This window comes from Paenibacillus sp. D51F (assembly GCF_053345695.1).
This window is the reverse complement of record NZ_JBKFAO010000016.1, coordinates 1-25,229: the sequence shown is the minus strand read 5'-3', so window position 1 is coordinate 25,229 and position 25,229 is coordinate 1. Positions and strand designations below refer to the sequence as shown.

The 25,229-nt window shown below is 61.0% G+C and carries 20 protein-coding genes and 1 pseudogene; 15 read left to right on the top strand and 6 right to left on the bottom strand.

Annotated features, from left to right (window positions below; genetic code table 11):
• Positions 1-31 precede the first annotated feature (31 nt).
• The 3 genes from ACLBWT_RS20805 (at position 32) to ACLBWT_RS20795 (ending at position 1,429) form a co-directional block, all read left to right on the top strand.
• Positions 32-583, top strand: coding sequence for a YwhD family protein (locus ACLBWT_RS20805; protein ID WP_447665037.1), 552 nt, complete (start codon positions 32-34; stop codon positions 581-583).
• A gap of 430 nt (positions 584-1,013) precedes the next feature.
• The gene (locus ACLBWT_RS20800) at positions 1,014-1,205 is read left to right on the top strand and encodes a hypothetical protein (RefSeq protein ID WP_447665085.1); all 192 of its coding nucleotides are present in this window, start codon (positions 1,014-1,016) and stop codon (positions 1,203-1,205) included.
• A gap of 77 nt (positions 1,206-1,282) precedes the next feature.
• Complete coding sequence (locus tag ACLBWT_RS20795) at positions 1,283-1,429, top strand: hypothetical protein (RefSeq protein ID WP_447665036.1); 147 nt, start codon at positions 1,283-1,285, stop codon at positions 1,427-1,429.
• A gap of 155 nt (positions 1,430-1,584) precedes the next feature.
• Here the strand turns inward: ACLBWT_RS20795 and ACLBWT_RS20790 are convergent, their stop codons facing one another.
• Positions 1,585-2,187: a GNAT family N-acetyltransferase gene (locus ACLBWT_RS20790; RefSeq protein WP_447665035.1), complete on the bottom strand. Its 603-nt coding sequence runs from the start codon at positions 2,185-2,187 to the stop codon at positions 1,585-1,587.
• A 642-nt stretch (positions 2,188-2,829) separates the two neighbouring features.
• On the opposite strand from ACLBWT_RS20790, the gene ACLBWT_RS20785 reads away from it, so the two are divergent.
• Positions 2,830-4,614 (top strand): family 10 glycosylhydrolase, encoded by a 1,785-nt coding sequence (locus tag ACLBWT_RS20785; protein ID WP_447665034.1) that lies wholly within the window; start codon positions 2,830-2,832, stop codon positions 4,612-4,614.
• A 323-nt stretch (positions 4,615-4,937) separates the two neighbouring features.
• On the opposite strand, the gene ACLBWT_RS20780 is transcribed toward ACLBWT_RS20785, so the two are convergent.
• The 4 genes from ACLBWT_RS20780 to ACLBWT_RS20765 form a co-directional block, all read right to left on the bottom strand.
• Positions 4,938-5,942 carry a LacI family DNA-binding transcriptional regulator gene (locus ACLBWT_RS20780; protein WP_447665033.1) on the bottom strand — a complete coding sequence of 335 codons (1,005 nt, stop codon included), beginning with the start codon at positions 5,940-5,942 and terminating at the stop codon, positions 4,938-4,940.
• A gap of 120 nt (positions 5,943-6,062) precedes the next feature.
• Entirely contained in the window at positions 6,063-7,784 is a 1,722-nt protein-coding gene (locus ACLBWT_RS20775) for an ABC1 kinase family protein (RefSeq protein ID WP_447665084.1), read from the bottom strand.
• Complete coding sequence (locus tag ACLBWT_RS20770) at positions 7,784-8,338, bottom strand: phasin-related domain-containing protein (RefSeq protein ID WP_447665032.1); 555 nt, start codon at positions 8,336-8,338, stop codon at positions 7,784-7,786. Before ACLBWT_RS20770 ends, ACLBWT_RS20775 begins: the two co-directional genes overlap by 1 nt.
• Before the next feature lie 111 nt (positions 8,339-8,449).
• Positions 8,450-10,552 carry a transglycosylase domain-containing protein gene (locus ACLBWT_RS20765; RefSeq protein WP_447665031.1) on the bottom strand — a complete coding sequence of 701 codons (2,103 nt, stop codon included), beginning with the start codon at positions 10,550-10,552 and terminating at the stop codon, positions 8,450-8,452.
• A gap of 429 nt (positions 10,553-10,981) precedes the next feature.
• Here ACLBWT_RS20765 and speE point away from each other — a divergent pair, with 429 nt between their 5' ends.
• The 6 genes from speE (at position 10,982) to argS (ending at position 16,233) form a co-directional block, all read left to right on the top strand.
• On the top strand, positions 10,982-11,809 hold the full coding sequence (speE, locus tag ACLBWT_RS20760; RefSeq protein WP_048745303.1) for a polyamine aminopropyltransferase: 828 nt from the start codon (positions 10,982-10,984) through the stop codon (positions 11,807-11,809).
• The gene (gene speB / locus ACLBWT_RS20755) at positions 11,809-12,678 is read left to right on the top strand and encodes an agmatinase (RefSeq protein ID WP_447665030.1); all 870 of its coding nucleotides are present in this window, start codon (positions 11,809-11,811) and stop codon (positions 12,676-12,678) included. Before speE ends, speB begins: the two co-directional genes overlap by 1 nt.
• Before the next feature lie 196 nt (positions 12,679-12,874).
• A complete protein-coding gene (locus ACLBWT_RS20750) occupies positions 12,875-13,129 on the top strand; it encodes a DUF7667 family protein (protein ID WP_447665029.1) in 255 nt (84 codons plus the stop codon).
• A gap of 117 nt (positions 13,130-13,246) precedes the next feature.
• Complete coding sequence (locus ACLBWT_RS20745) at positions 13,247-13,774, top strand: DNA-deoxyinosine glycosylase (protein WP_447665028.1); 528 nt, start codon at positions 13,247-13,249, stop codon at positions 13,772-13,774.
• Positions 13,775-14,026: 252 nt separating this feature from the next.
• Entirely contained in the window at positions 14,027-14,560 is a 534-nt protein-coding gene (locus ACLBWT_RS20740) for a DUF1934 domain-containing protein (protein WP_447665027.1), read from the top strand.
• Positions 14,557-16,233 (top strand): arginine--tRNA ligase, encoded by a 1,677-nt coding sequence (argS, locus tag ACLBWT_RS20735; protein ID WP_447665026.1) that lies wholly within the window; start codon positions 14,557-14,559, stop codon positions 16,231-16,233. Before ACLBWT_RS20740 ends, argS begins: the two co-directional genes overlap by 4 nt.
• Before the next feature lie 42 nt (positions 16,234-16,275).
• Here the strand turns inward: argS and ACLBWT_RS20730 are convergent, their stop codons facing one another.
• On the bottom strand, positions 16,276-17,403 hold the full coding sequence (locus ACLBWT_RS20730; protein WP_447665083.1) for a S8 family peptidase: 1,128 nt from the start codon (positions 17,401-17,403) through the stop codon (positions 16,276-16,278).
• Positions 17,404-17,955: 552 nt separating this feature from the next.
• Between ACLBWT_RS20730 and rpoE the strand changes: the two genes are divergently transcribed.
• From rpoE to rho, 5 genes and pseudogenes are all read left to right on the top strand, one after another.
• Positions 17,956-18,510, top strand: coding sequence for a DNA-directed RNA polymerase subunit delta (gene rpoE / locus ACLBWT_RS20725; RefSeq protein WP_447665025.1), 555 nt, complete (start codon positions 17,956-17,958; stop codon positions 18,508-18,510).
• Positions 18,511-18,830: 320 nt separating this feature from the next.
• The gene (locus tag ACLBWT_RS20720; protein WP_447665024.1) at positions 18,831-20,432 is read left to right on the top strand and encodes a CTP synthase; all 1,602 of its coding nucleotides are present in this window, start codon (positions 18,831-18,833) and stop codon (positions 20,430-20,432) included.
• A gap of 196 nt (positions 20,433-20,628) precedes the next feature.
• Positions 20,629-21,027 carry a response regulator gene (locus ACLBWT_RS20715; protein WP_021881673.1) on the top strand — a complete coding sequence of 133 codons (399 nt, stop codon included), beginning with the start codon at positions 20,629-20,631 and terminating at the stop codon, positions 21,025-21,027.
• A gap of 533 nt (positions 21,028-21,560) precedes the next feature.
• On the top strand, positions 21,561-22,814 hold the full coding sequence (locus tag ACLBWT_RS20710) for a UDP-N-acetylglucosamine 1-carboxyvinyltransferase (RefSeq protein WP_447665023.1): 1,254 nt from the start codon (positions 21,561-21,563) through the stop codon (positions 22,812-22,814).
• 318 nt (positions 22,815-23,132) lie between these two features.
• Positions 23,133-24,458: pseudogene (gene rho / locus ACLBWT_RS20705) on the top strand (transcription termination factor Rho); the annotation flags it as partial.
• Positions 24,459-25,229 lie beyond the last annotated feature (771 nt).

Here is a 25,229-nt window from a genome sequence, read left to right as displayed (position 1 = left end):
CCTTATTATTCACACGGAAGCAGGGATCAGAATGGAAGAAAATCAAGGAACGCCATCCCCGGGCAGCCCGGAGGGCGAAGCGGCGGCACAGCCGGCCAAGGGCAAGCGCTCGCTGTCGCTCAACGTCGTGAGCAGCAAGGAGCATCGCGGCTTCGGAGCGGGAACGATCGATCTCAGCCGGGTTTCCTCGGTCATCATCGACGGCGGCGAGGCTTATATCGATAACGGCGCGATTCATGCGAAGAGCAAGGTGGAGAAGGGCATCAAATTCCTGACGGACAAGGAAGCCGTCCCGAACGGCCGTCCGTGCTGGATCGTGTGGGTAGCCGTCGACCGCGACGACGAGGGCTCCTACTACGCGGGAGCGACAGCCTGCCCGATGACGGTAGACCCGGAAATCCGCCGCGGCTGGAAGATTCTCGCCCAGCATGTCAACAACCTGGACTACGCGATCAAGCGCCGGTTCATGCTGGAGGAGCTGCCGGCTTCAGACAAGCAGGCGCTGAAGAAGCTGCTGATCGAGAACAACGCCGAGTGGTGGGAGAATTCCCCTGCGGCGCTCAAGGAACAGCTGGAAGGCTGAGCATCCAGCCTCTGCATGACCTCCGTTTTGCCGCTGCGAGCGGCTGCGGAGGTTTTTTTTATTCCGCTTTCCTTTCCTTTCATATGGAAAATGGGCTATAGGGGGGAGAGGGATGAATCCTACAAGAGAGAGGGGATTCGTATCTTTAGCGGATTTAACTTCAGCGGATTGATCGGGCTCATTGTGTTCATTGTCCTCCTCATAAGGCTCATAAGGAAACGGATCCATAAATAACTGCTTCCCTCTAGCCTGCGCGCGCCCAGGATGCCTAACCATCCATGCCGCGGCTGCTCAGCGGCGTCAAATAATGGGCGGCACTCTCTCCTGCGGCAATAAAGAAGAACGGACTTCTGCGGCAAGCACGGGAATATCTCCCGCGCCGCAAGTATCGAGACCGTCCAAAGGAGCACAAAGCGGATGAAAATCGAAAATCGTTCTTATCGGAGGAGGCGGCTTCGTGTTTGCCCCGACCGTCCTTGAAGACTGGATCATCAAGCATCGCATGGAGGGAGAGCTCATGCTGGTGGACTTGAACCTGGAGGCGGCCGCCGCCATGGCGGGAGCGGGACGAGCCCTTGCCCGGCAGCACGGGGTGAATATCGTCATTTCGGAGACGGATTAGAGGGAAGAGGCGTTCCCACGCGCGGACTTCGTCATTCTCTCCGCTGCCCCGCAAGGAGCGCTTCGCTGGAAGATAAGATGGACTTTGATATCCTGCAGGAATTCGGCATGGGCGATCAAGCGCGGGAATGCGGCGGGCTCGGCGGCATGCTGGGATCGTTCCAGAGGCCATGCGATGCAGGAGCTGCCGCCGGAGCGAATCGTGGAGGTGCCGGTCTGCATTAGCGGCGCATGCAGCGCTGGACCGGATGCTGGAGGCGCATGCCGATCTTCTTCCGGCGTTTGCCTGACGTCAAGGCAGCGAGCTGGGGGCAATGCTCACGAATGAGGCCCATGAAGGTATTTGACCTGCGTCAACCTGACCGGTATGCATCCGTCCGCTAGCCTTCCTCCTTGAATCCCTTGTACGAGCGCCGGTGGAAGTCGGAAATCCAGCGGAACAGCTGTTGGCCGTCGCCTTCCCGAAACAGCGCTTCTTGTTCCGGACTCAGGCCGCTGCCGGAGGAGAACGGACGGTAGAGGGCGCGGTACGGCTCCGGCACCCAGATATAATGGTGGACATACCCCGTTGCATGGAAGCCGGCTTGTTCCCAGAACCGGATCCGGCGGCGGTTGTCTGCCGTGGCGTCTGCCTCGGCCTCCACAAGCAGCGCGAGCGCGCCGGCGGCATGCCGTCCGCCCCATTCGTCGAGCTTGGCGAGCAGGAGGGTTCCGTATCCATGGCCTCTCCGCCTGGAATCGACGGCGAGATAGTCGACGACAAGCACGCGTCCGCCGCCGCTTGGGCCGGCGAGAGCGATGGCGACGGGACGCAGGCCGGCGCCGCCGTCTCTCTCGGCGAGAATATGCACGAGAGCAAGGCCTCGCTCCAGCATGGCGCGGATCAGCGCTTCCGGCTTGCGGCTGTGCGGAGCGAAGGCTTCCTCGTAGATCCGGCGGGCTGCCGGCCAGAGAGGGTGCTCCAGATTATTCAACGTAAGCATGAGCATGTGCGGCCTCCTGAGCAGATATGGGCAGGCTGTTGCCTGCTTAGTATAACCGCTTGGGTCCATTCAAGCACAAATAGGGCTTTCGCTTGTCCGCTGACAACCGAAAGCCCTATTTCCTGCTTATCCAGTTCCTATTCAATTAGACGCTTACACTCCATTCCCAGCAGCTTGCGTAACCTGACGCTTGCTTCCTTCTTAGATTTCGCTTTCTCCATACAGATTGGATGACCGGTTCATGTACACAACAGACTTCAGGACCCGCATGCCCGCTCAGCAGCATCAGCTGCTCTCTTCTTGCCAGCCTGGCGGCGTTGCCGTCGGCTTCGGGACACGCTTCGCTAACCGTCTCCATTGGACTATCCCCTTCCCCTGTGGAGTGATTTCATTATACCTCATCTTTACAATTATTTAAATAATCTGAATATTCAATTACAGGCCGAATTCCTCTGAAATCAGGCTTCTGCCCAGAGAAATCGCCTGTTTCTACATTGTTTTACGGGATATGACCGTTTTCCTCCTTCGGATGAAGAGGAAGATTAAAGCAACTATTGCGGTCAAGCCGGCGTCTAACTGTCTGATGCAAGTTCGAAAGAACCAGCGCAAAGTAAGCAAAGAGGAAGGAATGAAGACGTTCACATGAGGTTCAACCGAGCAGAAGCGGCAGGGAGCATCCGCAGGAAGCTGGCGCTCTCCTTGATCGCGGCAACGGCAGCGTCATTCGTTCCAGGCGCATGGCATGACGATGCGTCGGCGGCGTCCGCCATCGGCATTTATCTGGACGGACAGAAGCTGTCTAGCGAAGCCCCGCCGTATATCCTGCCCAAGGTCAACGTGACGATGGTGCCACTGCGGATTGTAAGCGAGGGGCTCGGCGCTACCGTCGACTGGTCCGCGAAAGAGAAGACGGCCCGGATCTCCATGTCGGGCAGCGTCATCACCCTGAAGATGGGTCAGAACTTCGCCGTCGTGAACGGCGCGAACATATCGCTGGACGCATCGGTGGAGACGAAGCAGAGCCGGACGATGGTTCCGTTGAGATTTGTCGGGGAACAGCTCGGATTGAGCGTCGACTGGAACGCTGCCAGCAGGAAAATCTCGCTGTCTTCCCCGGCCGGCCCGGGAGCTGGAGGCGAGCCGGGGACAGGCGCGGGAAATCAGCCCGATGCGGGAACAGGCACTCAGCCAGGTACAGGAACGGGCAGCGAGCCCGGCACGGGTACAGGCACTCAGCCAGGTACAGGAACGGGGAGCCAACCGGGCACCGGCTCGGGTTCGCAACCCGGGGGCGGCACGGTCGTCCCGGGCCCGGGCTTGCAGGCGCCTTTGCGCGGGGCTTGGGTGTCGACCGTCTACAATCTGGACTGGCCGTCAACGGCTTCGTACAAGGATGGAGCCAGGCAGCGCCGGGAATACGTCCAGCTGCTGGACGACCTGCAGCGGCTTGGGATGAATGCGGCCTTCGTCCAGGTACGGCCATCGGGAGATGCCTTGTACCCGAGCCTTCTCGTCCCATGGTCCTCTTATTTGACCGGCAAGCAGGGTCTGGCTCCAGACTACGATCCGCTGGCCTTCATGATTGAAGAGACGCATCGGAGGGGCATGGAATTCCATGCCTGGTTCAATCCGTTCCGGGCGTCGACCACATCCGACACGACGAAGCTCGATTCCGGCAGCATCATGCTCCAGCATCCGGAATGGATCGTCAACTCGGGGGGCAAGCCTTATATCAATCCCGGCATACCGGCTGCCCGCCAGTCCATCATCGATGCCATCATGGAGGTCGTAGCCCGTTACGACATCGATGGCGTGCATCTCGACGATTACTTCTATCCATCCGGCAGCTCGTTCGACGACGAAGCCGTCTATAGGCTGTACAGCGCCGGGAGCTTGAAGGGCAAGGCCGACTGGCGGCGGGACAATATCAACGCCTTTGTCCGCCAGCTCAGCGAGAGCATCCATGCGCAGAAGCCTGCCGTACGCTTCGGCATCAGCCCGTTCGGCGTCTGGCGCAACAAATCCGCCGATCCGGAGGGCTCGGATACGAAGGCAGGCACGAGCACATATGACGGCATGTACGCGGATGTGCGCCTCTGGGTGCGGCAGGGCTGGCTCGATTATGTGGCGCCTCAGATCTATTGGAGCTTCGCCCATCCGACCGCTCCGTACGAGAAGGTTGCGGAGTGGTGGACAACAACGGTGAAGGGCACCGGAGTCGATCTCTATATCGGCCACTCTCCTTACAAGCTGGGAACGACCGAAGCAGGATGGCAAAGCGCCTCGGAAATCATCCGTCAGCTGGATTACGATCAGTTGACCGGGAGCGTGACGGGAGAGCTGTTCTTCAGCGCCAAGGATCTTCGGCGCAATCCGCTTGGTGTGGGCGATGCCCTGAGCTCCTATTATTCCTCGGCCAAGAAGTGATTCTGCCCTTATTTCATCTTTCGCCTGCATCCGGAATTCCGGATGCGGGCTTTTCCATGTCCCGGGCTATCGACGCCGCGCGCCGGCATGCCCGCGCTTCTCGCGGGAGGCGCGAGGGCATCCGGCCGGCTCCGTGAGCCTGCATGGGCAGGTGCTGGCGGCGGATGCCTCGGTCACATCAGAATCTAGCGGCATAGGGTGAGAGGAATGCTACCTTCCAGCAGCCGACGACGCCGGCGGATACTTCTCCCGGACGGTCTACGTGTCCAACTTCCAGATCATGCTGCACGGGATGATGGGGGTGACCCCCAAAGGATAGGGGGTCAGCCCGTCGATTCGCGCACGATGAGCCTAGGCTCGATCAGCCGCGATTGGCGCGGCAGGGAAGGATCGGAGAGCCGCTGCATGAGCAGCTTGCCCGCCTCGATGCCCAGCTCGAACGTGTCGATGTGAAGGCAGGTAAGGGGAGGCGAGGTGAATGCCGACAGGGGATAATCGTCGAAAGCGGTGACGAGAAGGTCATGCGGCACCCGGACGCCGAGCTTGTCCGCCGCGCGCAGCAGGCCGGCTGCCGCATAGTTGCTCATGCAGACGACGCCGTCCGTACGGCTGCCTTCCGACAGCAGCCGAATCGCCATGTCATACCCGCCATGCTCGTCGGCCGTTCCTTCCAGCACCCAATCGGGGCTGAATCCGATTCCGGCCGCGGAGAGCGCATCTCGATAGCCCCTGAAGCGCTTGTCGTACAAGCTGCCCCCTACGTGGCCGCCGATGAACGCTACGGAGGAGCATCCCCGCTGCAGCAGATGCTCCGTCAGCATGTAGCCGCCGCGCCGGTTGTCGTAATCGACCCAGTGTACAGTGCTTCCGTTCTCGCCGATCGAGACGAGCGGGAATTCGAGATCCATCATCTCGGCCGTGTTGTCGGCGGTGAGCAGCTCGCTGCTGGCGATCAGCCCGTCCACGCGCCGGCTGCGCACCAGCCTCTCCATATAGCTCGGCCCGTTTTGGTGGTACTGCACGTTCGAGATCGTCAGCTCATAGCTGAGCGGGCCGATGACGCTCTCCACGCCTCCGATGATATTGTAGAAGAAGGCGTTGAGGAAATCCTCGCGCTGGGCCATGTCGACGAGCATGCCGATGTTGAAGCTGCTCTGGCGGGCCAGCTGGGTCGCGAGGCTGCTTGGCGTATAGTTCATTTCGCGCATGATGGCGCGGATCCGCTGCTTGGTCGCCTCGGAGATGCGCGGCGAGTCGCTCATCACCTTGGAGACCGTGGATTTCGCCACGTTGGCGGCATTGGCGATATCTTGAATCGTCACCCTCATCCAGGCGCCCTCCCGTTCCTGTTTTCTTCTATTGTAGCTCCTCGGCGGGCTCATTTCCTCTGCTCTCGGAGAGGCACAAAACAGCCCCTCGCGGCCGGCCGCGAGGGGCTTCGTGCGCAGTTATTTCTTGCCGGAGCGGAAGATGGACACCAGCATGTACAAGAACATGGCCGCAGCGATCCCGAAGCCGATCTCGAGGGCCGGTATCCGGGACAGCAGGCCGGGCTGGCGGCCCAGCGAGGAGCCGACGATGAGGCCGGCCATGATGATGCTGAAGCTCAGCAGCACGATGCTGAAGCTGAGCCTGCCGCTGATCCGGTCGAGCCGCTGCATGACCCGGTCGACGTCGGGTACCGCCAGCTCCAGCGGCAGCTTGCCGCGCATGAGGATGCGGCCGAGGCTGCGCAGCCGGGAGGGAATCTCGCTCAGCAGCGAGGCGTATTCGATCGCATAGCCGGCTGCGGACTCCGCCAGACGCCCGGGATGCAGCCTTTCCAGCAGCAGCCTGCGGCCAAACGGCTCCGCCACGCTGACGACGCTGAATTCGGGATCGAGAGCGGTGATGACGCCTTCGAGCGTAAGCAGGACTTTTCCGAGCAGCATGAAATCGGACGGCATCCGGATGCGGTGCTTGTAGGAAACATGGAATAAATCCGTGACGGATTCGCCCAGGCTGATCTCGCTGAAGGGCACCTGATAGTATTTTTCCCTGAGCTTGTCCACGTCCCGCCGAAGCTCCCGCCAGTCCGCGTCCTCCGGAATGAGCCCCATCTCGTCGATCGCCTTGATGACGCCGTCGGTGCTCTGGCGCCGCAGGGCGATGACGAGCGAGGCGAAGTGGCCCTTCATTCCCGGCGTCAGGCGGCCCGTCATGCCGAAGTCGAGCAGCCCGATGACCGGGTGCTTCTTGTCCGCCTCCGGAGCGGGCTTGCCGGGGAGGGCCTCCGGGCATTCCATGACGAGGATGTTTCCCGGATGGGGATCGGCGTGAAAAAGGCCGGAGACGAAAATCTGCTCCAGAATGACGCCGGCGACGCTCTCGGCGATCGCCTTCAGCTCATAGCCTTCCCGGCGCAGCCTCTCCCGGTCATGCAGCTGGATGCCGCGCATGAATTCCATGGTGAGGACCCGCTTGGAGGAAAGATCCCAATAAATGGCCGGCACCCGAACTCTCGGGTTGTCCTTGAACTGGGCGGCGATCCGCTCCGCGCTGCGCCCTTCAAGCGTGTAGTCCAGCTCCGCAGCCAGCGACGCGGCGAGCTCCTCCACCAGCTCCGCTGCCTGGTACTGGGCTGCCCACTGCAGCCGGTTCTCCGCGATCCGGGCCAGATCGAGCAGGATCTCAAGGTCGGTATCCACGATCTTGCGGATGCCGGGACGCTGGATCTTGACGGCGACCTCCTCCCCGGACAGCAGCCTTGCATAATGGACTTGTCCGATCGAGGCGGCGGCGACGGGCTCGCGGCCGAATTCCAGGAAGACGGATTCCAGAGGAGCGCCGAGCTCCTCCTCAAGCACCCGCCGGGCTTCTTCGAATGAAAAGGGGGGCACTTTGTCCTGCAGCTGCCGCAGCTCCTCGACGATGTCGGCCGGGAGCAGATCATGCCGGGTGCTGGCGATCTGTCCGAGCTTGACGAAGGCGGGACCGAGCTCCTGCAAAAAAGACCGGATACGTTCTCCGGTCGTTCTTGCCGCGGTATGGGAGGGCTCCTCCACCGTTCTCCAGTGGGGAATGAGCTTCAGGAGGCCGAGCTCCCGCACGAAGTAGCCGAACCCGTTGCGCGCGAAGGCGAGCAGGATTTCCCTGTAGCGCTGCAGATGGCGGATTCGGCGGCCGAGCATCATTCTCCTTTGCCGTCCTGAAGCGAATCTCTTTCCTCCCGCAGACGGGCGGACTCTTCCGCTGCCTCGTCCGTTACGGCGGAGACGGAGCTGTGTCCGGGTGCGTCCGGATGTCCGGGTCCGGGATCGACGACGGGCGGAACTCCGGGTCCGGGATCGACGACGGGCGGAACTCCGGGTCCGGCCTTGCCGGTCCCTTCATAGGCGCCTTGCTCCAGCTGCGTGCTGCCCGGGGCCGTCGCGGCGGCATGCTCCGAAGGAATGCCGAGGCGGGACTCCAGGTCGGCGATCCGCTTCTCCAGCCGCTGCAATTCCTCCCGGTGGACGAGATTGAGCTCGTCGGTGACCGCCTTGACGCGCTCGCGGACGAACGTTTCCAGGCTGCCCTTCGCTTCCTGCCCGCGCTGGATCATGCTGCTGACGAACTGCTGGGAATCGGCCTTGCTCATGTCGCCTTTGGCGCTCAGCTCCTGCGCCAGCTTCTCGGCCTGCTCCCGGGTCGAGGCGGCAAGCCCCAGCCCCAGGGAAAAAGCTTTGTTCATGAGATCTTTCATCAGTCGACACCTGCCTTTTTCATAGTCGCGTGCCTGATCATCCGGTTATTCCCTTTCATTATACCCCAGCCTTCTCCCTTAATCATCCAATTGCCGTCCCCAGCTGCCGCTTCACCTGCGCCACCAGTGGCGGATGCCTTCCAGCCACCCTTTGGCAGCGGGCTGCCCCTGGGGCTCCGACTTCGGCAGGGCTCCGCTGCCGGACGGAGCTTCTTCCCGGCAGAAGCTCTGAGGCTCCGTGCCCGAGACGAACAGCTCCATCCTCCATCCGGAGCAGCCGGCAGCGGCCTTCAGGCCGGTCGCGGGATCGACGGCGACGCTGACGACCCCATCGGGAACGATGAACGGCTTCGGCGTCACTCCCTGCAGCGCCTTTTCCGTGAAGGAGGCGAAGATCGGCGCGGCGCGATGGGCTTCCGAATAGGTCAGGCGGCGGTTTTTGTCATAGCCGGTCCATACGGCGGTAGCCAGCTCCGGCGTATAGCCGACGAGCCAGGCATCGCTTGCGGTCGTGCCGGTCTTGCCGGCGACCGGCCGGCGGATCATGCCCGAGACGCGGCTGCCGGTGCCTCCGGTTTCGAACACGCTTTCCATGAGGCTGGTCAGCACGTAGGCGTAAGGAGCGGCTGCCGCTCTCGAGAGGCGAGGCTGCGCCTCATAGAGAGTTTCTCCTTTGCTGTCCTCGATGCGCAGGATCGACACCGGCGCGGCGCGGAGGCCTCCCGCTGCCAGCGTGCCGAAGGCGGATGCCATCTCCAGCGGACTGACGGGATAGGTGCCGAGCGCGAGCGAGGGGAGCGGCTGCATCGGGGAGCTGAGGCCGAGAGCTCTGGCGGTGGCGATGACCTTGTCAGCGCCTACCTGCATGATCGTGTTGACCGCGTAGGTGTTGTCGGAGCTGGCGATGGCGTCGCGCATCGAGATCGGCCCGCCCGCGTAATGGTCGTTGTAGTTGCGGGGAGCATAGCTTTTGCGTCCCTCGTCGTAAGCGAAGACGGTCGGGGCGCTGGTGAACGGCGTCACGGCGGTCAGCCCGTTCTGCAGCGCGGCCAGATAGAGCACCGGCTTGAACGACGAGCCGGGCTGCCGTCTGGCAAGCGCCCGGTTGAACGGGCCGCTCCGGTAATCGAGCCCGCCGACCATCGCTTTGATATAGCCGGTTCGGGGATCGATGGCGACGAGAGCGGCCTGCTGCTGCGAGCTGCCCGGAATGGAGGCGCGGATCGCCTGCTCCGCCGCCTTCTGCGCCGCGGGGTCCAGCGTCGTGTAGATGCGGACGCCGCCTTCGCTGATGAGATGCTCGTCCAGTCCGAGCTGGTCGACGGCCGTCTGGCGGACGTAATCGCGGAAGTAGGGCGCCGCGCCGCCCGCGCCGCCCGGCTCCAGCGGACGAAGCGCGAGCTTCTGCGCGCGGGCTTCGTCCGCTTGCCCCGCCGTGATGTCGCCGGCGTCCTGCATCGCTTTCAGAATCAGGCGCTGCCTGCGGACCGCGTTGTCCATGTCCATATAGGGCGAGTAATATTTCGGGCCCTTGGGGACGCCGGCGAGCATCGCGCTTTCCGCGAGCGTCAGCTCGGCGGCGCTCTTGCCGAAGTACATCCTCGCCGCCTTGCCGATTCCGTAGGCGCCGTGCCCGTAATAGATCTGGTTCAAGTACATGCCGAGAATCTCATCCTTGGAATAGTTCATCTCCAGCTGGGCGGTGTACATCGCTTCCTTGAGCTTGCGCTTCCAGGTCCGCTCATGCGTCAGATAGAGGTTGCGGGCCAGCTGCTGCGTGATGGTGCTGGCGCCTTGGCGCGCCCGGCCGCTCTCCAGGTTCACGACCGCCGCCCGCGCCATGCCCTTCATGTCGAAGCCGCCATGCTTGTAGAAGCGGTGGTCTTCGATCGCGAGCGTCGCCTGGACGAGATAGGGGGATATCCGCTGCAGCGGTACGGATTCGCGGCTTTGGCCGGCGCGGAACGATTCCATCAGCTGGCCGGAGGCGTCGTAGATCTCGGTCAGCTGGACAGCCGAGGAGGCGGGCAGCGATTGAAGGCGCAGCGACAGCAGCAGGATGCTGAGCGCAAGCAGTCCGAGGGATATCGCAGTGCCGGCCAGCAGCCCGAGCAGCCGGAGCGGCCGCCCGGCAAGCAGGGCGGAGAGGCCGAGGAGGACGGATTTGCCGCGGCCGCGGGAGAGCCTTCGTCTGGGACGGAGGGGATTGCTCATGGAGGATGTGTTCCTTTCCCGGATTCGACATCTTTTTCCATAGTATGGATAATTCGGAGGGCCTCTATTCAAAGGGCGGAAAAGCGCGAGAAATCACGGGGAAACGTTTGTATTGGAGGGGGGATTTGACTATAATACAGGTTGAACCGTCGACCTTAAGGAGGCAGATCCGACAAAAGCTTCTTTTGCCGTATCGCCTTTGAACGGGAGAAATGGATGCGCAAGAGCCTTGTCAGGCATCCCTGCGCTTCGAGTTCACGCCCTAGATGATATTGCCTTCAGCACATATAATCTCGTTGCTCCATCGCATACGTGCGCCATCCCATCGCTGGCGAGGCCGTATTGCTTGGGCCGGCTTGCCGGGGCGGTCAGCATCCGATGGACGGTCCTTCCGTCCCCAACCTGAAGAAGAAAGAAGGGACTCTTACCATGGAATTGTGGTATACCGAGAAACAAACCGAAACCTACGGCATTACGGCCAAAATCAAAGAAACCTACGTCAACGAGCAGACGGACTTCCAGCAGCTCGCCATGATCGAGACCGATGAGTTCGGCACGATGCTTGTCCTCGACGGCATGGTCATGACGACGGACAAGGACGAGTTCGTCTATCATGAGATGGTCGCTCATCCGGCCCTCAACACGCATCCGAATCCGGAGCAGGTGCTCGTAGTCGGCGGCGGCGACGGGGGTGTCGTGCGCGAGATCCTCAAGCATGAGAAGGTCAAGCGCGTCGTGCTCGTCGACATCGACGGCAAGGTCATTGAATACTCCAAGAAATATCTGCCGAACATCGCATCCGGACTGGACGACGCTCGCGTCGAGGTCCACGTGAACGACGGCTTCATGCATATCCACGACCACAAGAACGAGTACGACGTCATCATGGTCGACTCCACCGAGCCGGTCGGCCCTGCGGCCAACCTGTTCACGCGCGGCTTCTACCAAGGCATCTACGAGGCGCTGAAGGACGACGGCCTGTTCGTCGCCCAGACGGACAACCCGTGGTTCAAGGCCGATCTCATCCAGAGCGTCAACCGCGACGTCAAGGAAGTGTTCCCGGTCGTGCGCGTGTTCTGGGCCAACGTTCCGACCTATCCGAGCGGCCTGTGGACCTTCACGATGGGCTCCAAGAAGCATGATCCGCTCGCAGTGGACGAGACCGCCATTCCGGAGCGCGAGACGAAGTACTACACGCCGCGCCTGCACAAGGCTGCGTTCGTGCTGCCGAAGTTCGTCGAGGATCTGGTGAAATAATGAAAATCGACCAGAAATACTCCGGCAACGTCTTCATCCTCAGCTCCGAGAACTATGAAGCCTCCCGCGCTGTCATCTACGGCATGCCGATGGACTTCACCGTGAGCTTCCGCCCAGGCTCCCGCTTCGGCCCCGCCCGCATCCGCGAGGTGTCGATCGGCCTGGAGGAATACAGCCCGTACCTGGATCGCAGCCTCGAAGAGATCGAATACTTCGACGCCGGCGACCTGCTGCTTCCGTTCGGCAACGCTGCCCGCTCGCTAGACATCATCGGCGAGTTCGTGGCCGGCATTCTGGCTGACGGCAAGATGCCGGTCGGCCTCGGCGGCGAACATCTCGTCAGCTGGCCGATCTTCCAGGAGGTCTACAAGAAATATCCGGACCTCGCGATCATCCATTTCGACGCTCACGCCGATCTGCGCGAGTCGTACGAAGGCGAGCCGCTGTCTCACTCCACGCCGCTGCGCAAGGCAGCCGGCCTGATGGGCGGCAAGAACATCTATCAGTTCGGCATCCGCTCCGGCTCCCGCGAGGAGTGGCAGTATGCACGCGAGAATATCAACTTCCATCCGTTCGAGGTGCTCGAGCCGCTGAAGAAGGTGCTGCCTGAGCTGGCGGGCCGTCCGGTCTACCTGACGATCGACATCGACGTGCTGGATCCTTCCGCCGCGCCGGGCACCGGCACTGCGGAAGCAGGCGGCATCACGAGCAAGGAGCTGCTTGAGGCGGTCCATGCTATCGCGAAGTCCGGCGTCAACGTCGTCGGCTGCGACCTGGTCGAGGTAGCCCCGGCTTATGATCCGACGGAGCAGACGCAGATCGTCGCCTCCAAGGTCATCCGCGAGATGCTGCTCGGCTTCATCAAGTAAAGGGATTCAAGCCGGTCGGCCCGCCAGGGCCGGCCGTTTTCCATTCCGGGAACGGCAGCCCTCCCTTTAGAAGCCGGAAGTCCTTTTCCGGGATAGGCGGCTTGTCATCGGGGAGCCGAATTTTTTCGTCCAGCGTGCTTGGACCTCTAGTTCTTTGGCGATACTGGCTGATAGAATACAAGGAGGTGCAACTCAGGTGGGATTGCTGCCGATACATGAACATCTGGCCGAGCTGTGGACCATTCGCGAACGCCGTGCCTTGACGGACGAAGAACAGGCGGACTTCGAGCACTGCCTGGCGGTCAACGCTTCCCACTGCAGGCGGCTGGCGAATTTGTACAATATGTCCCTGATCGCATCGATGACGGGCGACACAGAGTGGCATCACGAGATTTGCAGCAAGATCGAAAAGCTTCACGGGACGCCGCCTGCCTTCCGGGGCAATTCCTGACCAGGGCGTGCTCGGCGGCTCGCGTCGGGGCTTTATCTTTTGAAATCCGGCAGGTGACGGACTGCGGCTTCGGGCCGCGGGCCGCCCGCCGGATTTCTTCGTTGAGGTGAGACGGACGTGGACGAGGATAAGGACAAGGTCAAGGTCCGCTCGTTTCCTCCGATGATAGGCGACGGGGCGAGAGTGCTGATCCTTGGCAGCATGCCGGGGGCGAAGTCGCTTCAGGAGCAGCGTTATTATGCGAACGAGCGCAATTATTTATGGAGACTGCTGTACGGGCTGCGCGGGCTGGAACCGGATGAGGCGTACGGGGACCGGCTTGCTTACGCGGCCGGCCGAGGGATAGGCCTATGGGATATGATCGACCATTGCCATAGGGAAGGCAGCCTGGACATGAACATCAGGAATGCGGTTCCGAACGATCTGCCCGGCCTCGCTGCCCGTTATCCATCTCTAGAGGCGCTCGCCTTCAACGGGAGCAAGTCCTATGAGATATACCGCAAGCATTTTGCCGATCATCCCGGCCTTGCGCATCTGGATTTGCTGCGTCTGCCTTCGAGCAGCCCGATTCCGACCCCGGCCATGCGCACGCTGGAGGATCGGCTTGAAAAGTGGCGCATGCTGCTGCCCTATTTGAAGGAATGACCGCTGCCGGTCAGCTCTCGGCTGGCGGGAGGGCCGGCTTCCATCCGCCGCTTCAAGCGGAGAATCATCCCATGCCAGCTGTCCGGGGGCATGGGATTTCCTGTTTATCGCGCCGCTGCAGCCCCCCCAGCCGTTGAAATCAAGGGATGAACTGTTTATAGTAGGGAAGATAACATCGGAGAGCCGCGCCGGGCGATTCTCTGCCAGGAATCTTCCCGGTGCAGACGAGTATTCGGAGGGTGAGCCTGCGGCATGAACGAACACGAAACAAGCCGGTCGGCGTCGGAAGCCGCCGGCTTGCCCATCGCGGAAAGCGCGGCCGACGGCGGGGCAGCTGCCCGCGCAGCCGGCGTGGACGAAGGCCGCGTCGCCGTCCTCATTGCCATCCGCAGCAGCCAGGACGGGGAAACGGCTCCGCCCGTCACGCACAAGGGCGAATTTTTCGCTAAAGGAAAGAGCCGATACATCCGCTACGAGGAGAGGGACGAACTGCATGGCGCCGTGAGGACGCTGATCCGGTGGAGCGGGGACGAGATTCGTCTCACGCGCCGCGGCGGAGTAGAATCGGAGCAGACTTTCGCAGCCGGCTCGAACCGCGAGGGCAGCTATGCATCCGGCCATCTGGCTTTTCGGATGACGGTCGAGACGGAGGCGCTGTCCGCCGAGGGCGCTGCAGGCGGCTTGCTGCCGCTGACGCTGGCTTGGACCTACCGGCTGCGGATCGAGGATCAGTTAAGCGGCCGCTTTCAATTGCGGCTTCATATACAGGAGGATACCCATTCATGAGTAAGAACGTGCTTGAACAAGTTTATGCCGCCATCAGCGGAGCGATTGCCGATGCAGCCGTAGCCGCCGGGCTTGCCGCCCGCGAAGAGCTGCCTGTATTCGTGCTGGAGGTGCCGCGCGACAAAGCCCACGGCGATCTGGCGACCAACGCCGCCATGCAGCTGACCAAGATCGCACGCAAAAACCCGCGTCAGATCGCCGAGGCGATCCTGGCCCATCTCGACAAGGAGAAAGCGTCCATCCTGTCGGCGGATATCGCGGGCCCGGGCTTCATCAACTTCCGCCTGGACCGCTCGTACCTGTATCCGGTCATCGGCCAGGTGCATGAAGCCGGCGATGCGTACGGCCGCGGCGAGAGCACGGGCAAGCGCGTGGAAATGGAGTTCGTCAGCGCCAATCCGACCGGCAGCCTGCATCTGGGCCATGCCCGCGGCGCGGCCGTCGGCGACGCCCTGTGCAACGTGCTTGATTTCGCGGGCAATGATGTGACCCGTGAATACTACATCAATGACGCCGGCGCCCAGGTGAACAACCTGGCCAAGTCGATCGAAGCCCGCTACCGCCAGCAGCTCGGACAGGAAGCCGAGCTGCCGGAGGACGGCTATCACGGAGAGGACATCGTCGGCTTCGCCAAGCAGCTCGTCGAAGAAAAAGGCGATTCCCTGCTCTCGCTGTCCGATACGGAACGCTTCGCCTTCCTCAAGGCCTACGGACTGGAGCGCGAGCTGGGCAAGATCAAGCGCGATCTCGAACGCTTCCGCGTCCGCTTCGATCTCTGGTACAGCGAGACTTCTCTGTATGAGACCGGGCTCGTAACCGACGCCCTGGACGCTCTTCGGGACAAGGGTCAGGTCTACGAGGAAGAAGGCGCCACCTGGCTGAATACGACGGCATACGGAGACGACAAGAACCGCGTCCTCATCAAGAACGACGGGTCGTACACCTACCTGACGCCGGATATCGCGTACCATCGCGACAAATACGGCCGCGGCTACGACACGATGATCAATATCTGGGGCGCCGACCACCACGGCTACATACCGCGCATGAAGGCGGCCATGGAAGCTCTCGGCAACGATCCGGACAAGCTTGTCGTCCTGATCGCCCAGATGGTCAGTCTCTTCCAAAACGGCGAGAAGGTCAAGATGTCCAAGCGTACCGGCAAAGCCGTCACGATGGAGGACCTGATGGACGAGGTCGGCGTGGATGCCATCCGCTACTTCTTCACGATGCGCAGCATGGACTCGCATCTGGACTTCGACATGGACCTGGCCGTATCGACCTCCAACGAGAATCCGGTCTATTATGTGCAGTACGCCCATGCAAGGATCTGCAGCATCCTTCGCCAAGCCGCGGAGCAGGGAATCAGCCCGCTGCCGCTGGCGGAAGTGGACCTGTCCAAGCTGGCGACCGAGCATGAATACGACCTGCTCCTCAAAATGGCGGAATTTCCGCAGGAAATCAAGCTGGCCGCTGACCAGCATGCTCCGCACCGGCTCGTCCGCTATGTCTACGAGCTGGCTTCCCAGCTCCACAGCTATTACCGCGCCGAGCGCGTCATCACGGAAGACCTGGCCCAGGCGCATGCCCGCCTGGCTCTGCTTGGCGCCGTCCGGACCGTCATCGCGAATGTCCTGCGCCTGATCGGCGTCTCCGCTCCGGAGCGCATGTAGGCCGGCATCATCCCGAGCCGCTCGAAAAAGCCGTAGAATCGATTACGATTCTGCGGCTTTCAACATTTTGGGCACATCGAGCTCGCCGGGGGTTCTGGCATTTTTGGCTCCCCGCAGCGGTATCGTGGATTTCCGGAGGATGGCCTTGATATCCGCAGGGGTCAATTCGGGATAGCGGGCGAGCAGCAGCGCAACCGCTCCGCTCACATGGGAGGTAGCCATGGAGGTGCCGCTCATTTCGTTGTACTTGCCTTTGATCCAGGCCGAATGAATCCGGTCTCCGGGCGCATAGATATCAATGTACGGCCCCCGGTTGCTGAATGCGGCGATGCGCCTGAGCCGATTGGTGGCGCCGACGGAGATCGTCTGCGGATAACGGGCCGGATAATCCACCGAGCGGCGCTTGCCGTCGTTGCCGGATGAAGCGACGATGACGACGCCGGCATTCATCGCGTTGGCGCAGGCCGCCATCAGCGACTTGCTGCGCGATCTCATCCCGAAGCTCATATTGATGATGTGCATGCCGCTGCGCACGCACCATTCTATGCCGAGGATGATGTCGGAGACAAAGGCGCTTCCGTTGTGGTCGAAAGCCTTGACCGGGTACACCATCGATCGGGGCGCGACTCCGATCATGCCGCTCGGCTGGTTGGCCGCTGCGATCGTGCCGGCGATATGGGTCCCATGGCCGTTGTCGTCATGGGGCAGATGGGTGCGGTCGATCAGGTTGATGCCTTTGCCTATGGACGACTTGAGGTCGGGATGGTTGTGGTCGATGCCGGTATCAATGACGCCGATCTTGATCCGGTGTCCAGTCGTGCGGTTCCAAGCCAGCGGGGCTCTGATCTGCTGTACGCCCCAGGGAAGTCCCTTCTCGGCTGGAACCCGCGCGGCGGGAGCGGCCTCTACCCGCACGAGGCGGTCTTCCTCCATCCATACCCCGGGGGGGAGACGGGGTTTGCCCGCAGCTGCCGGCGCCGTGAACGTGACGGCCCGGATCAGCGGAATGGGATGCAGGCGGAGGCTGGTTGCGGGAGCAGAGGCCTTCCACTCGTCCAGGAAGGCTCTATAGTCCCGTTCATGCCGGAAGCCGATCAGGTAATTCAGACATTTGGTGCCGGTGGAGGAAAGGGTGTCGCGAAGCCAATGGAGCAAATTATCCAAGACGATGTCCCTCCTGACGGACAATGCTTGGATAGTGTATGATCCCGTGACGCGACCCGCATGAGCCACCTGCCCGTTTCAGCCAATATTTAGGCTCCGTATCCGTGTCAATCGCCCGCCGGCGCTCATACTATACCATCAAGAGTCGCAGGGCTCTTAAAAACCGGACAGAAGCTTCTGGCCTAGTCCGGGAGGATACAGTCGGGAGCGGAGGGGCAGCCCTTCGTTCTTTCCGTTTCAAGCGCTTTTTCCGGTGCAGCAGACAAGCTCCCTTCCCGATCGGACCCGAGGATGTAATTGCGGGCACTCCTATATCGGCTTCAAGCTCAATGGATAGTCGCTGTTAGACCGGCTTGGCCGGCTTTTCTGTTTTCCTGCCGGGAGATGGATGGCTGCAGCGGCAGTTCTCGTTCCTCGCCTGGCCGTCTTGATTTTTTAATTGAAATAGGTTTTACTATAGGTTGACTGTGGACAAGACTGTACCATGACCTTATGCACGCAGGGCGAGCTTGTATCGGCTGGCCATTTTGATTATCCGAGAGGATGTGTCTGGATTACATGAGCACGAACCTATCTCAAAAATTCGATGCGGAGCGTCTGCGCGAAATGCCGATGGTCGACCTGGCCTTCGAGGTGCTGAAATCGGCGAACACGCCTTTTTACTACCGCGATCTGATGAAAGAAATCGCCAAGTACCGCGGGCTGACGGACGCCGAAGTCAACGACGTCATCGCCCAAGTCTATACGGAGATCAATATTGACGGACGGTTTGCCTGCGTAGGCAGCAATACTTGGGGCCTCAAGCGCTGGTATCCGGTCGAGAAGAACGAGGATCCGATCACCAACGCCAAGCGTCCGCGGATCATCAACGACGACGACGACCTCGACGACGAGGAAGTATTCGACGGAGAAGAGGACGACACCTATACGGAGACCGAAGAGGACTTCGACGTATTCGACGAAGACCGCGAGTTCGAAGAGACCGAAGAAGAAGAGAGCGCCGTTGACGAAGAGATCGATGAGGAAGGCGGCGGCGAGGTGGAAGGCGAAGAGTCCGAGGAAGACGATGACGACTTCGACGACGACGCCGACGCGGACGAAGAAGAGAAATAAGACAGCGACGGGCCGGAAGGATGGGGGGAATCCCACATCGTTCCGGCTTTTGCCGTTCTTGACAGAGGCCAAGCGGTGAAGTAAACTATTGCATGGGCTTTTGGAGCGGTTAGTGGTATTTTATCGGCTCAAAGGCAGTGAGCGCACGCCATCCCGCGGGGGTGGACGGCGGCATTGCCTCCATATCGAATGTCGTTATTCAGGAGTGCGCCCCCTTAATACGGGTGTCACTTTTTTTGTTTTTATAAGGCAGGAATGCCATGAAGCAAGGCGTGCCTGGGCAATCTAATCAGACCAATGGAGCATGGAGGGTACACACAGTGACGAAATATATTTTTGTGACAGGCGGCGTGGTTTCATCCCTGGGCAAAGGGATTACCGCGGCATCGCTTGGAAGATTGCTCAAGAACCGGGGCCTTAAGGTAACGATTCAAAAATTCGACCCCTACATCAACGTGGACCCGGGAACGATGAGCCCCTATCAGCACGGAGAAGTATTCGTGACGGACGACGGCGCGGAAACGGATCTGGATCTGGGCCATTACGAGCGTTTCATCGATATCAATCTGTCCAAGAATAGCAACGTCACGACCGGCAAGATCTACTCCTCCGTCATTACGAAGGAACGCCGCGGCGAATACCTGGGAGGCACGGTCCAGGTCATCCCCCATATTACCAACGAAATCAAGGAGCGCGTGTTCCGCGCGGGACGTGAAGCCGGCTCCGATGTCGTCATCACGGAAATCGGCGGCACGGTCGGGGATATCGAGAGCCTTCCGTTCCTGGAGGCCATCCGCCAGATCAAGAGCGATATCGGCCGCGACAACGTCATGTATGTGCATGTCACGCTCATTCCTTATATCAAGGCTGCCGGCGAAGTGAAGACAAAGCCGACGCAGCATAGCGTCAAGGAGCTGCGCAGCATCGGCATTCAGCCGAACGTCATCGTCTGCCGTACGGAGAAAGCCATCTCCGAGGAAATGAAGCGCAAAATCGCTCTGTTCTGCGACATCGATCCGAACGCCGTCGTTGAATGCCGCGATGCCTCGACGCTGTACGAGGTTCCTCTGATGCTTCAGGAGCAAGGTCTGGACGAGTACGTCGTCAACCATCTGAAGCTTGATGTCCCGCAGCCGGAGATGACCGAGTGGAAAGCGCTCGTCAACCGCGTGAAAAACCTCAAGCGCAAGACGGAAGTCGCCATTGTCGGCAAATACGTCGCTCTGCACGACGCCTACCTCAGCATCGTGGAGTCCCTCGCCCATGCCGGCATCGAGGCCGATTCCGAAGTGAGCATCCGCTGGGTGGACGCCGAAGAGCTGACGGACGGCAATGCAGCTGAAGCGCTGCAAGGCGTGAACGGCATTCTGGTGCCTGGCGGTTTCGGGGACCGGGGAATCGAAGGCAAGGTCGCGGCGATCCGTTATGCCCGAGAGCAGCGTATTCCGTTCTTCGGCATCTGCCTCGGCATGCAGGTTGCCGTCATTGAATATGCCCGGAACGTCGTCGGCATGCAGGGCGCCAACAGCTCCGAGATCAACCCGACGACGCCTTATCCTGTCATCGACCTGCTCCCGGAACAAAAGGACATCGAGGACATGGGCGGCACGATGCGGCTTGGCCTCTATCCATGCAAGCTGGCGGAAGGCTCGCTGGCCGCGCGCACGTACGATGACGAGCTCGTCTACGAGCGCCACCGCCACCGGTACGAGTTCAACAACCAGTACCGCGAGGCGATTGAAAAGGCCGGGTTGCGCATTTCCGGAACTTCCCCGGACGGACGGCTTGTGGAAATGGTCGAGCTGCCGGAGCATCCGTGGTTCCTGGCCGTCCAGTTCCATCCCGAATTCACCTCCCGTCCGAACCGTCCGCAGGCTCTGTTCCGCGGCTTTGTGAACGCCTCTCTGCAGCTCTCCGAATAGGAGCCGGCCAAGGGAGATTCCGCTTTCATCTCCTTTGGGAGATGGAGGCGGTTTTTTGAATAACGAAGAAGGAAAACGGAAACAAGGGGTCGAATAGACAGGGAACAGACCTATTTTAATGCCGCGCCGATGCATGAGATGCTACGGGCCGCTTTTGTCCTGCAGATAAAACGACCACTACTCGGGAGGTAGAGAAATGGACAAGAAAAAGGTACTGATTGTCGACGATCAGAATGGAATCCGGGTCTTGCTCATGGAGGTATTCACAAGCGAAGGGTATACGACCTTCCAGGCTTCCAACGGCAAGCTGGCTCTGGACATCGTCCGCAATGAGAATCCGGATCTGGTCCTGCTGGACATGAAAATTCCCGGCATGGATGGACTGGAAATCCTGAAGCACGTGAAAACAATCAACCGGAGCATCAAGGTCATCATGATGACAGCTTACGGAGAACTCGATATGATCAAGGAAGCGACGGATTTGGGAGCAGTCATGCACTTTACGAAGCCGTTCGATATCGACGAGATGAGGCTGGCCGTCAATATGCAGCTCCGCCGCGACGGGGAGAACAACAAGTACGCCATCGGGTCCTGAGCAAGGACCTTTTTTTTTGCCCGCTCTCCTCGATTGGGAGATGATGGAGGGGCCGGGGAGAGGCCGCGTCTGTACACATCTCAACTTCAAGTATGTTATAATGGCCCAGAATGACGAGCCTGGGCACTGGGCTTGCTTCTCATGCGTGAATGCCAAGCTGTACCCATAGATGCCGAATGCAGCGGATGAAGCGAATCCGGCGCTCAAGCAAGCGACGGCTGCCGGTTCGGATCGGCCCCATTCCTCAAGACCACGCAAGCGCGATAGCGGCATTTCCACGGCGAGGCGGATTTCGGCGCGCTGGCTGCGCCCGCCTTTCGCCGCTTTTCCCTATCCTTCAGAACCCGGCAGATGCCGCGGCAACCTAGTCCCATAGTTCAACGTCTTATATAGCAGCGCTGTCCATTTGGCGAACTCGAGCCACTCGTGCAGCGAGGCGTTTATCCTTTATCTACAGCTCAAGCACCGCCAGGCGCGGCCGGCCGCGATGCGGCCGGAGGATGTTTGTTCTTCCCGGGGAGGATTTATCAGCGATGGAGAAATTAATGGTTCGCGGCGGACTCCCGCTGCGGGGCACGGTACAGATCAGCGGGGCCAAGAACAGCGCGGTTGCGCTGCTGCCCGCTGCTATTTTAGCGGAATCCGAAGTCGTCCTGGACAATCTTCCGCATCTAAGCGATGTGGCGGTCTACGCCGAAATTCTGGAACAGCTCGGGGCCGGCGTATCCTGGAGCGGGGACACGATGCGGATCGACGCATCGAACCTGCAGTCGGCCGCCATGCCCAACGGCAAGGTGAAGCTGCTGCGGGCTTCCTACTACTTGATGGGAGCGCTGCTCGGCCGGTTCGGAGAGGCCGTCATCGGCCTTCCGGGCGGATGCAATTTCGAGCCTCGTCCGATCGATCAGCATATCAAAGGCTTCGAAGCGCTTGGAGCCGAAGTGTCGAACGATCACGGCTCGATCCGGATCTCCGCCAAGGAGCTTCGCGGAGCGAAAATATATCTCGATGTCGTCAGCGTCGGGGCGACGATCAACATCATGCTCGCGGCATCGCGCGCCAAAGGCCTTACGACGATTGAAAATGCCGCAAAAGAGCCTGAGATCATCGATGTGGCCACGCTGCTCAACGCGATGGGGGCCAGGATCAAAGGGGCGGGCACGGAGACGATCCGGATCGAAGGCGTAGACAGCATGCACGGCTGCCGTCATTCCATCATCCCGGACCGTATCCAGGCCGGCACGTACATGATCGCGGCAGCCGCGACGAGAGGCGACGTTACGATCGACGGCGTCATTCCGAAGCACATGGAGGCCATGAGCGCCAAGCTTCTGGAGATGGGCGTCGGCGTGGTGGAAATGGACGAATCGATCCGCATCATCGGCAGGCCGGACTATGAGGCGATCGATGTCCGCGCGCTCGTCTATCCGGGCTTCGCCACGGATCTCCAATCTCCGATGACGAGCCTGCTGACCCAGGCTTCGGGCGTGAGCATCCTCACGGACTACGTGTACAGCAACCGGTTCAAGCATATCCCCGAGCTGGCGCGGATGGGAGCCAATATCCGCGTGGAAGGGCGTTCGGCCATCATCGAAGGCAGCCGGCTCAACGCGGCCAAGGTCAAAGCATCCGATCTGCGTGCCGGAGCCGCGCTCGTCGTTGCCGGTCTGACCGTCGCTGACGGGATTACCGAGATATCTGGCGTTGAATATATCGACCGGGGTTACGACAATCTCGTCGACAATCTCCGCCGTCTCGGCGCCGAAGTGTGGCGCGAGAACCACTAGTTCCCTTTCCGACCGATCGACTCCGGTTTTTTTCCTCTGAGCGATGCAGGCCGATGCCGGCCTGCTCCGTTTTTTTGCCAGGACTCCCTGAGCTGAACGAGCATGAGGCTGAGCTCGACCGGCGCGGGGGACAGTCCCGGCCTCCTGAGAATCCCGTCCCGACTTTCCGACCTGATGCAAGGCCGGCGCGGATGCGGAATAGACCGCGGTGCAGCCGGATAGAATGAAAGAATAGATCTTATAGATTCAGATAGGATTAGAACCGTCCCTTCTTGAGGTAAGAGGTAAGGTGTGAAAACTGAATAAAGTGGTGAGAAAATGAGTGATTTTCAGATCGCCGATCTGGAAGTAATGACATTGAACGATCTGTATAAGCTCGCCAAGCAGTATGAGGTGCCGAGCTTCAACCAGATGAGAAAGAAAGAGCTTGTGTTTGCCATTCTTCGCGCTCAGGCGGAACGAGGCGGGCTTCTGTTCATGCAGGGCGTGCTGGACATCCTGCCGGAGGGCTTTGGATTTTTACGTCCGATCAACTATCTTCCGAGCAATGAGGATATCTACATTTCGGCTTCCCAGATTCGGAGGTTCGACCTGCGCAGCGGCGACCTCGTATCGGGCAAATGTCGTCCGCCAAAAGAAAGCGAGCGCTACTTCGGACTTCTCCAAGTCAACGCCGTCAACGGCATGAGCCCCGAAACGGCTGCCGACCGCTTGCATTTCCCTGCCTTGACCCCATTGTTCCCGCAAAAGAAACTCGTCCTTGAAACGACTCCGCATCGTTTGTCCACCCGAATCATGGATTTGCTCGCCCCGGTCGGACTTGGCCAGCGCGGCCTGATCGTTGCTCCTCCCAAAGCCGGCAAAACGCTTCTGCTGAAGGAAATTGCGAACAGCATTTCGGAAAACAACCCGGAGATCGAACTGTTCGTGCTGCTGATCGACGAAAGGCCGGAGGAAGTGACGGACATGCAGCGCTCCGTGCGGGGCGAAGTTGTCGCCTCGACATTCGATGAGCTGCCGGAGAACCATATCAAGGTTGCGGAGCTTGTGCTGGAACGCGCTCTGCGCATGGTCGAGCACAAGAAGGATGTCGTGATCCTTCTCGACAGCATTACCCGCCTCGCACGGGCCTATAACCTGGTCATCCCGCCGTCCGGACGCACGCTGAGCGGCGGCATCGATCCGGCTGCCTTCCATCGCCCGAAGCGCTTCTTCGGCTCGGCGCGGAACATCGAGGAAGGCGGCAGCCTGACCATCCTGGCCACGGCGCTGATCGACACGGGTTCCCGGATGGACGACATCATTTATGAAGAGTTCAAAGGAACGGGCAACATGGAGCTTCATCTCGACCGCAAGCTGGCTGAGCGCCGCATCTTCCCTGCGCTGGATATCCGCCGTTCGGGTACGCGCCGCGAGGACCTCTTGCTGACGAAGGAAGAGCTGGATAAAATCTGGGTCATCCGCAAGAATATGAACGATTCCATGGAATTCGTGGACAATTTCCTGAAGAGGCTGGGCGAGACGAAGACGAACGCCGAATTCCTGACCACGCTGGAGTCGAAGAGCGGCGCGCGGGGAAGCACAGGCAGCGCCCCTTCCGCGACGGCCAGCGGGAGCCCTGCCAGCGGGCCGGCGGGCGGCAGCCCGATCGTGTCCAACACGTCCAGCTATAGGGGCGGCAACGGAACCGGCGCTTACCGGCAAGGATCTTCCGGCCAGACGGCTCAGGTCGCGGGCATCGGCGGCAGCTCTTCGCCGACCTCTGCGCCGCCGGGGCGGACGGAAGGCTACAGTTCTCGTCCTGGAGGCGCGAGCGGCAGCTCGTCCTACGGAAGCAATCGTCCTGCAGGCAGCGGGGTATCCCGTCCGGGGACACGTCCGGTCGGCTCTCGTCCGGTAAGCAGTGGACAGCGCCCGGGCGGATATTCCGCTCCGACTCGACCGGCAGTCACGGAGCAGCGCTTCGGCGGCTCCGCTCCGGAGCAGGGCTTGACCGGCGCCGCCGAGCGTCCGGCAAGCCGGCCTGCAGCATCCGGCGAAGCCGGAGCGGCGAAGCCGGCTTCCGCGCCGCAGCTTGAAGCGCGGCCGGATGCCGTGCGCCCGGCCGCAGCGGCAAGGCCGGCATCACCGCAGCCTGAGCCGCAGGGCGAGTCCATGCGCCCGGATGCGGCGGCAAGGCCGGCATCACCGCAGCCTGAGCCGCAGGGCGAGTCCATGCGCCCGGATGCGGCGGTCAGCGCAGCAGCGAGCGCGCCTGCGCCTGAGCCGCAAGCTCCTCCGCGCAGCGAGACGCCTGCGGCATCGGCCGCCGCCGAAGCGCCTGCGGCGGCCCCGGCGCGCACTCGCGCCGCTTCGCCGCGGGCAGCGGCTCCGCGCGCTGCCAAGGCGCAGCAGCCGGGGCAGGACGCCGCGCCT

What these genes read in the sequence shown, in the direction of transcription:
- ACLBWT_RS20805 (WP_447665037.1), top strand. Translation starts at nt 32, where the DNA reads ATGGAAGAAAATCAAGGAACGCCATCCCCGGGCAGCCCGGAGGGCGAA.
- ACLBWT_RS20795 (WP_447665036.1), top strand. Translation starts at nt 1,283, where the DNA reads ATGGACTTTGATATCCTGCAGGAATTCGGCATGGGCGATCAAGCGCGG.
- ACLBWT_RS20790 (WP_447665035.1), bottom strand. Translation starts at nt 2,187, where the DNA reads ATGCTTACGTTGAATAATCTGGAGCACCCTCTCTGGCCGGCAGCCCGC.
- ACLBWT_RS20785 (WP_447665034.1), top strand. Translation starts at nt 2,830, where the DNA reads ATGAGGTTCAACCGAGCAGAAGCGGCAGGGAGCATCCGCAGGAAGCTG.
- ACLBWT_RS20780 (WP_447665033.1), bottom strand. Translation starts at nt 5,942, where the DNA reads ATGAGGGTGACGATTCAAGATATCGCCAATGCCGCCAACGTGGCGAAA.
- ACLBWT_RS20775 (WP_447665084.1), bottom strand. Translation starts at nt 7,784, where the DNA reads ATGCTCGGCCGCCGAATCCGCCATCTGCAGCGCTACAGGGAAATCCTG.
- ACLBWT_RS20770 (WP_447665032.1), bottom strand. Translation starts at nt 8,338, where the DNA reads ATGAAAGATCTCATGAACAAAGCTTTTTCCCTGGGGCTGGGGCTTGCC.
- ACLBWT_RS20765 (WP_447665031.1), bottom strand. Translation starts at nt 10,552, where the DNA reads ATGAGCAATCCCCTCCGTCCCAGACGAAGGCTCTCCCGCGGCCGCGGC.
- speE (WP_048745303.1), top strand. Translation starts at nt 10,982, where the DNA reads ATGGAATTGTGGTATACCGAGAAACAAACCGAAACCTACGGCATTACG.
- speB (WP_447665030.1), top strand. Translation starts at nt 11,809, where the DNA reads ATGAAAATCGACCAGAAATACTCCGGCAACGTCTTCATCCTCAGCTCC.
- ACLBWT_RS20740 (WP_447665027.1), top strand. Translation starts at nt 14,027, where the DNA reads ATGAACGAACACGAAACAAGCCGGTCGGCGTCGGAAGCCGCCGGCTTG.
- argS (WP_447665026.1), top strand. Translation starts at nt 14,557, where the DNA reads ATGAGTAAGAACGTGCTTGAACAAGTTTATGCCGCCATCAGCGGAGCG.
- rpoE (WP_447665025.1), top strand. Translation starts at nt 17,956, where the DNA reads ATGAGCACGAACCTATCTCAAAAATTCGATGCGGAGCGTCTGCGCGAA.
- ACLBWT_RS20715 (WP_021881673.1), top strand. Translation starts at nt 20,629, where the DNA reads ATGGACAAGAAAAAGGTACTGATTGTCGACGATCAGAATGGAATCCGG.
- ACLBWT_RS20710 (WP_447665023.1), top strand. Translation starts at nt 21,561, where the DNA reads ATGGAGAAATTAATGGTTCGCGGCGGACTCCCGCTGCGGGGCACGGTA.